At 41.0% G+C, this 14,558-nt stretch carries 8 protein-coding genes; all 8 read left to right on the top strand.

What is annotated here, in order from left to right:
• A partial coding sequence (locus AC1DWN_RS15560) for a DUF3502 domain-containing protein (RefSeq protein ID WP_477559811.1) occupies nucleotides 1-639 on the top strand: 639 nt, incomplete at its 5' end.
• A gap of 113 nt (nucleotides 640-752) precedes the next feature.
• On the top strand, nucleotides 753-1,628 hold the full coding sequence (locus AC1DWN_RS15555) for a helix-turn-helix domain-containing protein (protein ID WP_477559810.1): 876 nt from the start codon (nucleotides 753-755) through the stop codon (nucleotides 1,626-1,628).
• Between the two features lie 176 nt (nucleotides 1,629-1,804).
• On the top strand, nucleotides 1,805-4,306 hold the full coding sequence (locus AC1DWN_RS15550; protein ID WP_477559809.1) for a hypothetical protein: 2,502 nt from the start codon (nucleotides 1,805-1,807) through the stop codon (nucleotides 4,304-4,306).
• A 15-nt stretch (nucleotides 4,307-4,321) separates the two neighbouring features.
• A complete protein-coding gene (gene murQ, locus AC1DWN_RS15545) occupies nucleotides 4,322-5,239 on the top strand; it encodes an N-acetylmuramic acid 6-phosphate etherase (protein WP_477559808.1) in 918 nt (305 codons plus the stop codon).
• A complete protein-coding gene (locus AC1DWN_RS15540; RefSeq protein WP_477559807.1) occupies nucleotides 5,236-6,165 on the top strand; it encodes a BadF/BadG/BcrA/BcrD ATPase family protein in 930 nt (309 codons plus the stop codon). The genes murQ and AC1DWN_RS15540 overlap by 4 nt, the downstream gene beginning before the upstream one ends.
• Before the next feature lie 191 nt (nucleotides 6,166-6,356).
• Entirely contained in the window at nucleotides 6,357-11,777 is a 5,421-nt protein-coding gene (locus AC1DWN_RS15535; RefSeq protein WP_477559806.1) for an InlB B-repeat-containing protein, read from the top strand.
• 398 nt (nucleotides 11,778-12,175) lie between these two features.
• Entirely contained in the window at nucleotides 12,176-12,553 is a 378-nt protein-coding gene (locus tag AC1DWN_RS15530; protein WP_477559805.1) for a hypothetical protein, read from the top strand.
• A gap of 194 nt (nucleotides 12,554-12,747) precedes the next feature.
• Nucleotides 12,748-14,558 (top strand): glycoside hydrolase family 2 protein (locus AC1DWN_RS15525; protein ID WP_477559804.1); only part of this gene is annotated, 1,811 nt, incomplete at its 3' end.

Raw genomic sequence — 14,558 nt, 5'->3', positions numbered from 1 at the left:
GACAGCATCGATCTTCCAGGTCAAGAGCAAGCTATGTCCATGACAGAATACAAAGATTTCCCTGCGCTATCCGTATCAACTACTCGTACATTGATTTCAGCAACTGCTGGCTCCAATGCAAATCTTGCTATTAATTCAGGTTCAAAAAATATTGAAAAAGCTGTAGAGTTAATTGAGCTGCTAAACACTGATGATGAGCTGTACAAACTGATTACATTAGGTGAAAAAGACGTTGACTACACGTACAACGAAAAAGGTGACTACACTAAAATTCAAGGTAAATATGATTTCAATTGGAATGAATGGCAAATCGGTCAATCCTACAGCCCAACGTTCAACCGTGCTGATTTTGCCGAAAATGAAGCTGGTGAAATGAAGAGACAAGCTCAGACAATCGTTTTCGAAAACGATAAAACAGCTGATGTTTCACCATTGTCAGGCTTTGTATTTGACCCAACTCCTGTAAAAACGCAAATGGCTAACGTAGCTTCCGTTACGACTGAGATGGTTGCGGCTATCAGCTCTGGATCTGTTGACCCGGCTAAAACTGTGCCTAAGTTCATCGAGCGTTTGAAAGCGGCTGGCGTAGATGACATCATCAAAGAAAAACAAGCCCAATATGATGCTTGGAGAAAGTAATTAATCTCGCATTTCATAGTGAAATCCGGTGTATGGCTTTATAGCATACACCGGATTTCTATTTTGAGTTTATAACGAGGTGAATTAAACTGAAAAAAGTTATTAAAAATGATTTGTTCAAGCAAGAAAGAATAGAATTTACGTATAAGTCAGAAAACGGGCTTGTTGAATTTAAACTAGGTAGAATTAATCACCGTAAGGCTTCCAAGCCGATTGAAACTCATATTCATAAAGGTTCATTTGAAGCTACATATCTTGTAAAAGGAAGACAAATATATGAGGTAGAGAATAAAGAGTATGAATTTAACAGTGGTGAGGTTTTTATTGTCTTTCCCGATGAAGTTCATAGCTCTGGGTCAAATTTTGAGGATAAATCACTTTTTTATTATTTCGTGATAAATATAGAAGATAGTAATAATTTCATGGGATTCTTAAATGAAGATGGGGATAAATTGCTAAATGCGCTAAAGGAGATAAAAAAAAGGCGTTTTCGTGCATGTAATAAGTTCGAAGAATTATTTGACAGAATCATTGAATTGTATTTTACGCAGAGTCCTTACAAGGATCTTCTGATTCGCTGCTGGATTACTGAATTTATAATAAAGTTGACAGAAAGTGAGAAATCAATAAATCCTATAAAGCAGGATGACTTGCAGCCGGTACTGGAATACATACAAAAAAATATTTTCAATGCAATAATGATTTCTGATTTAGCAGATATCATGCATATGTCAGAATCATATTTTGCAAAGGTGTTTAAAGAAAAAATCGGTATTTCTCCACATGAATACATTTTGAGAAATAAAATAGAAATATCAAAGAACATAATTTTAAAGAATGATTACGGAGTAACACATATCGCACATATGCTTGGATTTTCTTCAAGTCAGTATTTTTCTACGGTTTTCAAGAGATTTACTGGGGTTAGTCCGAGCATATTCAGGAATGAAAGATTAAACAGTCCTAAACTGAAAACGATAAATAGATGATTCCTGTATTGCAGGGGTCATCTTTTTTTATCCCTTCCAATGCTTATTTTAGTATGATTGTTTGAATTTCAATTAAGTTGAAAATTAAACGCAACATTTCTTCAAATCAGCTTTAATGATTACATAACCTAATATTTTGATCGTGCTTAGCTAATGCTGGCACACGGAGGATGAACATGAAACTAGGAGAAATTGTCGGAAAAACAATGATGGACACTTCCGTTGATGACAATAACCGTGAGTGGTGCTATCTTGCAAAGTCAACAACAACAATCGGAGTACCATTTCAACCTGATGTCACACAGGTGACCTTCGATGGAGCTCTGTTTACAAAAAATGCAGAATTATGCTTCTTTTACGGTGAACCACTAAAGCCTCTTTTTGCAAGACAAAAAACCTATCTTGAAGGTTGGATTCCGGTAGTGGTTTATGACTGGACTGAGGGCAATTTGCGTTATGATATCGAGATGTTTGCAGCACAGCTGGATGGTGAGGACGAGAGCAACACGATAAATTTTGTTAAAGTAATGATTAAGAATAAGGGGACAGATCGCACAAAGGCAGCATTTTCTTCTGCAAGCCGTAACACGGGAAAAGACTATAGATTTCAAGACTTGGATTATGCCACATATGAGTACATAAACAAGGGTTTTTCGGAAGAATGGATGTACAACATTCATGATAATAAGGCTATACGTGATAATAAGCTTGTCTATACTTTTTCTCCATGCTCTTATAACGAGGCAATACCGGGAGAACTATATTCAGGAGAGTTTTGCGGCAAGGAATATGATGTTAAAGAGGACTCAGCTGTATGTCTTGCACATTATGAAAAAGAACTTGATCCAGGCGAAGTCATTACACTGATTTTTAAGATGCCAAGAGTTCCTGTGGGATTATCAGAGGTGGAATTTATTCAGAAAATGGATAAAGCCGATTACGAATTCTATCGAAATAAAACAATTAGTTTCTGGGAAGACCTGATGCAGCAAGGCGGAAGCTTTTCATTTCCGGAAAAACGCGTTCAGGAGGCTCAGCTTGCGAGTCTTGTCCATTTGTTGCTAGCAACAAGAACAAGAGATGGAGAACGCTTTCAGACAAGTGGTTTGCCGTATCCGAATTTCTTTATGATTGACTTTATCGATATGAGATTGGCCTATGATCTTAAAGGATGGGATGGGCTGGCAAGAACGAGTTTTGATCAGATTTTAAAAAGGCAGATGGAAGACGGTTTGTTTTGTGATACAAGCCTATCGCACGGAAAAAAACTTTGGTCTTCTCACGGACATATGATCTATACATTAGCACATCACTGTTTGATAACTAGGGATTTTAATTATGCAAAAGAAATCTATCAAAGTATTAAAGATGCTGTTAAATGGATCGAGATGGCAAGAAAAGAAAATGAGTACGGCTTAATGCCACCGGCATATCCCTATGATGCTGAGATGATAAAAGGCCATTATACTTCTCATAACCTCCTTTCCATATTGGGACTTAGGGCTGCGATCTCCCTTGCAAGAGAGTTAGAAATGGAAGAAGATTCGATTGCGTGGAAGAAGCTTCATGATGAGTATTTATCTTCGCTGCATGATGCTATCAAAGCAACCAGTGGTGATGACGGTTATGTACCGCCAGGACTTTATTCATTTTTAACTGGGAAAGCTGCTTCAGAAAAATTTGAAGAATACCAAACAAATTGTGATTGGGAAAATGTTCTTTTGGTATATCCAACTGAAATACTTGAGCCTGATGACAAGCGGGTGCATGCCACATTAAACAAGATGAGAATGGGGTATGCAGAAGGCGTAATGACTTACAGACATGGTCTATATTTACACCAGTATATTACAACAAATCTTATCGAACAGTACATTGTTCTGGGTGAGTCAAAAAAGGCTTTGATTGACTTATATCATGTATTGCTACACTGCGGATCAACCCACGAGGGTTTCGAAAATTTGGTATTTCCATGGACGGACCGTCATGTAGAGCCCAAGTGCCCTACACCTCATGCCTGGGCTGCGGCCAAAGTTGCGCTGGTGCTTCGTAATATGCTGGTCATGGAGCATGGTGGGGCTTCAGGGCTGGTACCAAATGAAAGAAATTTATACCTTTTTAGCGTGATATCTCCTGAATGGGCAAAGGCGGGTCAAGAGGTTTCATTGGAAAACGCACCTACGGAGATGGGGAAAGTATCTGCAAAGATGGTATTTAACGATACAGGGGCCTGTATTGAAATACGCAATGAGTTTCATAAGCTGCCGGCAAGCATTAAAATCAGAATCCCGTATTTCAAGGATTTTATGGATTGCAGCACGGATGCAGCAGCATGGGAATTAAAGGACAATTGCATTTCCCTTAGTCCGGATGTGTCATTTGTTGATGTTTTTTGGAAAGAAAAAGAGGGAGCAGGTTTAAATACCTTTGAAGAATTGCTTATAGCATACCGTTCATCTAACAGCTTTGCAGGAGTGGACGACAAAGGATACCCGATTATAAAAGCAGGAGAACCGTTTATTACCGATGATGAAAAAAGGGAAGAAGCGCAAATTTTAAACTTTGAACTTGTGCTTGAAGCATTTCAGCATGAGTATAGCAGAAGGAGTAATGAGTGTTTGGAAAATGGGGGAACTCTCAAAATAGTAGAAGCACCGGGTATGGTAATCTCAAACTGAATGATGTGAGGTGTTATGGTGGAAGAAAAACTTTTTATGCTTACAACTGAACAAGTAAATAAACATTCCGAAAATATCGATGTATTGGAAACAACAGAAATCATTAAATTGATGAACGATGAAGATGGAAATACAGTTTCTGCTGTAAGGTCACAATTATCTCAAATTGCAGCAGCGATTGATTCCATTGCAGACAAGCTTTCAAAAGGCGGACGGCTTTTCTACATCGGAGCAGGTACGAGTGGCCGTCTAGGTGTTTTAGATGCTTCGGAATGTCCGCCAACCTTCGGTGTTCCGGATGAAATGGTTCAAGGTATTATGGCGGGAGGAGAAAAAGCGTTATATTCTTCTTCCTTGGACGGAATGGAAGATTACTTTGAAGATGGTGAAAGAACCATTTCAACCTATAACATAAAGGATCAGGATGTTCTAGTAGGCATATCAGCAAGCGGAAGATCACCTTATGTCGTTGGTGCATTAAAAAAGGCACAGGAAGCAGGCATATTTACAATAGGTCTGTGCAACAACTCCGAGCCTGCTTTTGGTTGTTATTGCAATATCGTTATTGCTCCTGTTGTTGGCCCTGAGGTTATAGTTGGTTCGACACGACTTAAATCTGGAACCTCGCAAAAAATGGTTTTAAATATGCTGTCAACCGGGAGCATGATAAAACTGGGGAAAATCTATAAAAATTATATGGTTGATGTAATGCCGGTCAATGCGAAATTGGTAGATAGAGCCATTCGCATTGTAGAAAGTGTTACAAACGTTGATTATGAAACTGCAAAAAAATATTTTGATTTATCAGGCAGCAATGCGAAAGTCGCAATCGTAATGATTTTAACCGGAACTTCAAAAGAGCAGGCGATAGATATGCTTGAAAAAGCAGATGGGTTTATTTCAAAAACGGTAGGTGAAAGGGATAATAAATGAATTTTGTAATTGGAATCGATAGCGGAGGAACAAAGACACATATCAAGTTTGCTTCCTTAGACAAACAAATATTGTATGAGGGATTTGGTGGATCCGGAAATATTTATACAAACACAACCGAAAATTTAACAAAGCGCTTTAGTGACCTGATTTTTTCTGGATTGGATACTTTAAAATTAACTCCCCAAAACTGCCAAAGTATTGCGATTGGTTCTGCGGGAGTAGTCAAAAATAATTCAGGTCAGATTTTAAGGGACATTATTTCAGGCTTGGGGTTTGATTGCAATACTACAATAACAGATGATGCACATATTGCATTATGCGGTGGATTAGGCAAAATAGAGGGTATTGTACTTATTTCCGGTACAGGTTCGATTTGTTATGGCGTTAATTCTTCCGCTGAAACTATGCATAGTGGTGGATACGGACATTTATTGGGAGATGAGGGTTCAGCTTATTCTATTGCAATGAAGGCAATGAGGTCTGTTTTACGAAGTATGGATCATAGGCTGCCATTTACAACATTGACACAAAGGTTCTGTGAAAGACTTCAAATCAGCGAACCTATAGACCTTATAGATTTTGTTATGAAAACACCTGAGAAGGATAAAATTGCAGCTTTATCACAAATTGTTGATAAGGCTGCTTTAGATGGGGATAAAGTAGCTACTAAAGTTTTAGAACATGCAGCTGGGGACCTGTATGATATGGTGGAAACGGTCTACAGGAAACTGTTTTATAACGAAAATGTTTCCCTTTTGGTTACTGGTTCATCAATAGAGAATTGTTCGATTTTGAAAGATAAATTTGAAAGTTTAGTTAGTGAAAGGTTGAATAAAATGACAATCTGTAAAAAGTTATATGACCCTGCATATGGGGCCGTTTTGATTGCGCTTGAATCTGCGGATCGAGCATCTACTACCTGATCTTCATGATACTTGGTATTGGCTTTACCGGGTTTCAACCTGTTGAGCATATAAAAATAAAAATGGAGGTCAAATAATGAACAAATGAAAGCGTTTTAGTGAGGTCGGATCGATATTGATTCCGTAGCAGTTGAACAAGCAGGTTGCTTCTGGGAATGCGCACAAATTCTAAAAAAATGGAGGTAATCAAAATGAAAACAAGAAAGTCCTTCCTTTCAATAATCGTCGCAGTTTGCATTATTGTTACATCGCTTGTTCCATTAACATCTGTTAGCGCTGMCACTCAAACGCCGGTCGGCAATCTTGCTTATGGAATAACACCTACATTCGGTAATTTCAGCGGTCCTCTTTCAACTTCTAACTTCCAACAAGCAAACCATATACCGCAATTGACATCCGGTTCGCTCAACAGTGATAACTGGGTTTCAACGGGACTCTCTACAACCGGTCCTGCTTACATGCAGATCGACCTTGGTAGTGTTAAAGCGGTTAACGATATTAAAACATGGCAGTATTATAAAAGCCCACCTCCTCATGCGAGAAGTTTTTATCAAGCTGTCCAGATTTCAACCGATGCCACAAACTGGACAACCGTTTATAACAATGACTCAACCGATGCGGGTGGCTTAAAATCGCTCGGCAAAAATCTCAGTGGCGATTATAATACTATGACTTATGAAACCGTGAACGGCAACGACATCCCATTTCCTATGACAGATGTGCGGTATGTTCGTTTTTGGTCGGCCGGATTTATATGGGACGACACCAAGGCCTATGGAGGAAATCAGCCACTTTGGGTTCAACTTGAAGTATTCAACAACTTCAAAGTAACCATTGACCCGAACTATGCAGGCAGCACAACATCCATAGTATCAGTACCTACTGGTACTACCGTCTCATTACCTGAAACACCGGTTAACCCAAATCTGGGTTATGTGTTTGCCGGCTGGACATTAAACGGTAGCCCCTATCATTTCAATACACCGGTAACATCGGATATCACATTGCAAGCCAGCTGGAATAACGTTGGTACCAACGATGTTACATTCGACTATAACGATGGTGTTACTGCTCCGTCTGTCGTTCAGGTTACCAACGGAAACACAGTAACCATGCCTCAGAATCCCAAAAGAAGCGGCTACAACTTTGCCGGCTGGAGAGTGAACGGCGTGCCATATAACACTATACCCGCAATAACTTCGGATATTACACTTACCGCATCATGGGTTCCGACTCAAACTGCTAATGCATTTAAAATCAGCATGGGTGCGGTAAATATGTATCTCAATGGAGAAGGACAGATCACAAATATGGTTAGCACAATCAACGGTCAAGATTATGTTCCTGTCGAACATGGTGATGCATATCTTATTTCTTTGATTGCAAACAGTGCATCTCAGAAACCAACTTCTATGATATATGACAGTGCCACAAGCACATTGAAATTTACCTTTGCAACAATCAATGCTCAAGTAGATGTTAAGGTCGTAGACAAAGGGGATTACACAACATTTACAGTATCTGACCTTATTGCCCCGCCTAGCATTAATATGGAAACGTTGCTGTGGGGTCCTATTAAAACAACTATTTCAAGTGTCGTCGGTGGAGCTCTTGGAGTAGTGTATGACCACGACTTCGCAATCGGTATTCACGACCTTAACGACAAAACCATTGGCGGTTGGCCGCAGGAATGGGCTAGCCTGACCTATCCACCAGGGTACACAAAACAAGATAATACGTACTTAAGCGGTATGTCTTGGCAAGCTCAGGCAGCAGTGGTTGCTCCTTTTGGAAGCTTTCTGCAGTCTTTCACAAACGATTACACTCGTCCAACAACTCGTATTGTAGGCGGTTTCGCATGGGTTAATAACGATAAAGTCGTCCAAACTGACTTCTCAATGAACTCATATGGTGTAATTGCAAAGGAGCTTGTTCCTGCACTGATCAATTCTGCATATCCAGAGGATGCTAGCATTGTCGGCTCTTCAGTAGCTCTGTTTGGCAGTAAGTCAACGAATATCTTGAATACAGWTTCGAATATTGAGCTCGGAGAAGGCTTGCCTCATCCTACAGTTAACGGACAGTGGCAAAAAATTGCACCTGCTGCTCTAGCTTCCGAAATAACTACTGGTAACCTTAATACGTCAAATGTTGATAGAGTCACTAAAGCTGCGGCTGATGCAGGTATTAATTACGTTTATAATATTGTAGGCGCAGTCGGTCCGTATGACCATAACGGTTCTTTTAGATTTAATGGCAGTTGGGGGCATTCCGATCAAGCAGCTAAAACTCAGATGTCTGATGTTGCTGCAAAATATGGTGTGTACCTTGGCTCACACACGATGGCCGATTATATCGGACATGGTGGAGATAATGATACGCTTTATGTAACCACCTATGGTGCGAATCCCGACCTAGCAAATGCTCAAACAACTGTGTTAACACGTCCGGTATCGGCTTCCGACACAACTATTTATGTTGCAGACGCTTCGTTGTTTGGAAACATTGTTAGAGATGCCCCCGGGAAGTACATTCGTATTGGTACGGAAATTATCCAATATACGGGTGCTACTCAGATCGGGGCAAAAGAGTGGCAAGTTACCGGTGCCACACGCGGTGCACGCGGAACAGGTGCATTTATTACTTCATACTCCACAGGGGCTACTGTAGCAAGACTTTGGCTTTCACAATATAGTGCTTTCCTCGGCGGCGAAAATATTTCAAAGCAAATTGCTATGCGCGCAGCACAAGCATTTAATGACTCCGGCATCAGAGATATCTCTCTCGATGGTCTCGAGGATATTTACAAAAACGGATATATGCAGTTGGCATTAAATCAGTTTTCGTCCACTGTCTACAATAATTTAATCAACAAAGACAACTTCTACCTTGTTAACAGTATTTTGGGTGCAAACCAGTGGGATATTCTCGCCCGCGAAGGCTGGAACGGCCCAGTAACCAGTAACGTTCCGAATTTCAATTTGTCCGCACCATCCGACCAAGCAGATCCTGTTACGGACTCAAGAGCTTACATGATGCAGCGTAACCTGTTGAATCAATTGTACAGAGTTGGTATCGGAAGCATACAACAAACAGGCAGAGAACTTTCACTCGTAGCAGCTCTTGATGCTGGCTTTGGCATGGGTTCAGTAGAAAATCTCTCTACGGCACATTTGGCGAGCATCAAAGCATGGAAAGACGCAATGGTTAACAACGCATTCAGCCAACAACAAAAACAAAACTTCCTAAACGCATACAATGCTGATCGTTCTAACTCATGGCTGCTGACTACCGTTACACCGGACAAAGAGTGGACATTGCAACAAACAAACAGTAGCGGTTCTACTATTGGTTCACCGATAGCATTATATGCTGGAGGCAATATCAACATCGAAAGCGGGTCGAACGGTAATGTTGCAACAAACGTTTCCATGGCAGACGTAACCGGTATCAACCCAGCTCACACCAATAAATTGGCAGCATCCTTTGCGGGTGAAGTAGCTTTCGCAGCACACCCTGGCGAAACAGTAATCGTTAGCCCACAAGCTAATAATGGATATGTTCTTGGCTCTATAACTGTAATAGATGCAAGCGGTAACGATGTTCCAGTAACATTGTCCGACGAAACATATGGCAACTACTCATTCGCAATGCCTAACGGTGATGTTACGATTACTCCTGTATTCGAACGTGCAACAACCTACAATGTAATCGCTGATAGCAGCGTAAGTAATGGCGCAATTACAACGGATTTGGCAAGTGCATCAAACGAACAAATCGTTAGTGTTATTGCAACTCCGGCTGCAGGCTACAAACTCGTTCCTGGTTCAGTCGTTGTAAACGATGCTTCAAACAACACAGTTACAACAGATGCTTCAAATCAATTCATTATGCCAGCAAGCGATGTAATCGTAACCGCACAGTTTGCCCCTGTGTCATCACACAACATAACAATCGATACAGATATTCAAAATGGCTCAATAAGCGTGGCACCATCTGCTAAAGAAGGGGATAAGGTAACAGTCACTGCAACATCGAACGCTAATTATAAGTTCCAACAAGTTACTGTATACAATGCAAGCGGCGATGTGATTATCGTTGATAACCATGCAGACGATGCTACATTCACAATGCCTGCTAGCGACGTTACCGTTACAGCTTCATTCATTACGACAAATACGGTAACCATTGCCTCTGGTATCACAAATGGCACACTCACCGTAAACAAGGCAAACGCAGCAAATGGCGACAATGTTGTTGTCTCGATTACTCCTGAACAAGGCTATAAAATGGTTCCGGGTTCACTGATTGCTCTTGTTGCAACCGGCGCAGGCGTACCACTAACCGTTACTGCCGATCAGTCAAAGTATGATTTCACAATGCCTGCTTCCGCAGTGACCGTAACAGCACAGTTTGTTGCATCGGAAAGTCGCACTCTCACAACTACTGTGTCAAACGGAACAGTTACACTCACCAAGACAGCTGCAAACGTTAATGATCCTGTTTCCTTCACAGTAACACCAAATGAGGGCTACAAAATCATTTCTGTCTATGTTCTTGACTCAGCAGGTGACCCTGTTGCTCTGACAGATAACCGCGCATYCCAGAACAACAGCTACTTGGTCGCAAGTCCTTCTGCCTCTTCTGTAAGCGGCAAATTTACAATGCCGGATGCTAATGTTTCGGTAAATGCATACACAGTGGAAATGCAAAATCCGAGCATTACTGGAATAACAGCACCGGAACCCGTCACTGGGGTTGCAAACGGAACGGCAAAGACAGCAGAGGCTCTTGGCTTGCCTACAACCGTCGAGTTGGTAACCGATACTGCTGGAAGTCTGAATGCCAATGTGACATGGGATGTAGATGCTTCAAGCTATGATCCAGCTTTGAAGACAGCACAGACCTTCAGTGTATTGGGAACAGTAGTCTTGCCGGAAGGGGTTGGAAATCCGGACAATGTATCTTTGACTACAAGCATCGATGTAACTGTAAATGCAGAAGCAGATAAGACGCTTGTAACCACCGCAACGTTAAGTCCGGCTGTGCCTAACGGCAATAACAGCTTTTACACGACGGATGTGACGGTAAGTTTATCCGTAAGCACCAGTGGTTACGGAGGCTCTGTAACAACGGAATACCAAGTGAATGACGGTGCTTGGATTGCTTATACGGGTTCTATCCCAGCTTTCGGTGAAGGTACTTATAAGATGGGCTACCGCAGCAAGGATCAAGAAGGCAATGTGGAAGACCTCAAAACCGTCGAGTTTAATGTTGACAAGACGGCACCAGTGCTTAACGTCCAACTAGATAAAACTTCGATTTGGCCGCCAAATCATAAAATGGTTGCAATTAATGCCACACTGAATTCTAGTGATGCTACATCGGGCGTTGAATCCGTGGTATTAACGTCCATCACGAGCAATGAACCGAATAGCGATCCAAGCGACATTCAGGCCAATTTCGGTACAGCCGTCACTTCCTTTAGCTTGCGTGCGGTGAAGTCGCGCATCTATACTATCACGTACACGGCAACTGACAAAGCGGGCAACAAAACGGTTACAACAGCAACCGTCACAGTGCCGCATGACCAATCTAATAATGTAAAGTAACGATCAATCAGGTCAGAGCAATCAATAAGAAATAATTATACAACGCATGTGCTTTAACCCTTAGTGCAGGTAAGTATGTTATTCATACTTGCCTGCACTAAGGGTTCTTCTTGCAAGCTACTATTATCCGAACAAGATACATTCAGAGAAAAGATATTAAATAGTTGTCGATTTGTATTATTTTTTGAAGAAATATAAACTTTTTATTATTTTCAAAACGGATGGATCTAGTTAAGCTGATATTAGAAGTTGGTTCAATAAACAGCCATTCAATAGTAGGTAGGACTGGTCTTCATTGTCGTCATATATTAATTGTCAATACTTGGGTAGCTATTGCATTTGAAGAGCAATACCTTACTCTAAACTTTTTATCGAAAGGATGATTCAATGATGATTCAATGATGATTCGTAAATTACTTTTATGCAGTTTGGCATTATTTCTAAGTATATCCTGCTTGCCTCCGAAAGCTGCGTTTGCTGCGAAAGCGCAAGGCTTTTCGTTATCCATTGCAAAAGCTAGTCCAAAGGTGGACCAAACCTTTCAAGTCAAAGTGAATGATCCTACCGGATCGAAAGCGATATTGCAGGCGGCAATTGATAGTGCCAAGGCAGTAGCTGCTCAAGGCGGGGCTACCCTGCAGCAAGTGAATCAAGCGATCGCTCAATTACAGGCAGCGTTGCAAGCATTTACAGCTTCCGTGAATGTAGCGGTTGCTGGCGACCTGAAGGAGACGGTAGAGAAATTGACATTAAAGACCTTGTATTTGCTAGATTGATAATTGATAATAGGCTAACTACGAATTTGGGAGAGGTGATCATGATCTTAGGGATGTTGAATTACGAAAGATAGTATGTGAAAAGGACATCTTTCAACATTCGCTACGAAATCAGAGTATATGACAAAAGTCAGGTAGTGCGTATTTAATGTATTGTCAATCAAACACAATCTTGAAAAAGGGAGTGACCTGTATTGAAGATATTTACCGAAGTATTTAGTTCAATGGCCTTCGCAAGCGCTGGTCATGAAACAAATGTGTCTGATGAAAGGGTAATATTGAAYTGTAACAATGATTGGGGATATTACCGTGGTGATCTGGATGGCGCAGAGGCTATTGCCTTCGATGATAGCGCTTTCGCCCAGGTTACAGTTCCACATACGATGAGACTAGAAAAAAAACATGCAAATGGCGGGAACGCCGTTTACCAGGGGATAGGTTGGTACAGACGTTATTTCACAGTTGATGAGCAGTATAGAGGAAAAAAAATAAATATTGATTTTGAAGGTGTACAAACTGACAGTGACGTTTACTTGAATGGCGAGAAAGTTTACACACGCAATGGCGGATATGTTGGTTTTTCAGTAGACATCACAAGTAAGGTGAAGTATGGCGAAACCAATGTTCTGGCAGTAAGAGTATCCAGCTATGACAGTCCTGACACGCCGCCTGGGAAACCTCTTGCGAATCTTGACTTCCATTACTTCGGTGGCATATATCGAGATGTAAATATGAGATTTACGAATAATTTGCACATTTCGGATTCTTTACAGGCAAATAAAACAGCCAGTGGCGGTGTGTTTGTTACCTACCCTGAGGTAACAAACTTAAGTGCAACGGTTAATGTGAAAACTCATTTAGTTAATGCAAATAATGTTTCCGCGCAGGCCAAAGTAATCAACAAGCTTGTAGATAAGAACGGAAATGTTGTAGTGCTAGGTGAAACAGATCCAACAAGTATAGCTGCGAGTGGAGATTATCAATTCAATCAAAACTTAACTCTAACAAATCCGAGCTTGTGGAGTCCTGATTCACCATACTTATATTCTCTGGTAAGCGAGGTTTATAATGCTTCGACTTTAGTTGATTCTACTACTATTAAAGTAGGTATCCGGACTATAGAGTATAAGCCTGATGGTTTATATCTCAATGGTCAGAGGATATTTATACGTGGTGCAAATCGTCATCAACAGTTTCTAAATGTAGGGGATGCAGCTCCTGATTCCATGCAATATCGCGATGCATTGCAAATGAAAGAAAATGGATTTAATGCGGTACGGGCTGCTCACTATCCAAATGATCCTTCATTTCTAGATGCAACCGATGAAATTGGCCTGTTGGTCATATCGTGTCAGCCCGGTTGGCAGAACTTTACAAACAGCACTAAGTTTTATGATTTAACATTAAGGGATACACGTGAAATGATAAGACGCGATCGGAACAGACCTTCAGTCGTCTTATGGGAAACAGCTTTGAATGAAACAGCGACTTCGGCAGAATGGGCACAAGAAGCAACTCGAATTGCTCATTTGGAGTATCCGGGTAAACAGATGAATACCGCGCAAGACTATGGGCTTAGAGGTTCATTTTATGAAGTTAATTACAAGGTAGTTGATACAGGATGGAAAAAAGACCCAAGTGAATGGACAGATTTTAATCCTAATAAACCATTCTTTACGCGTGAATGGGGAGATTATGAAGAGTCCAGTAAGGCTTTGAGAATACAAGGCGAAGCTGTAATGAACACCCAAGTTCTTACACGTCAGAGATATCTGAATGGTGATGGTTATTCTGACTGGGGCGGGCTTGATGCCAATGATAGAATAGGTGGTTATTTCCTTTGGAGTTGGAATGACTATACTCGCGGATCAAATGAACAGACAGGAGGAAGCGGAACAGTAGATTTAGACAGATATGAAAAATACAATTACTACTGGTTCCAGTCCATGCAATCTGCGAGAGACCCTCTATATGGACCAATGGTGTTTATCGCAAGCACGTATTC

The sequence above is a fragment of the Paenibacillus sp. P4_A7 genome (assembly GCF_056402455.1).
This window is presented reverse-complemented; position numbering and strand designations above follow the sequence as displayed.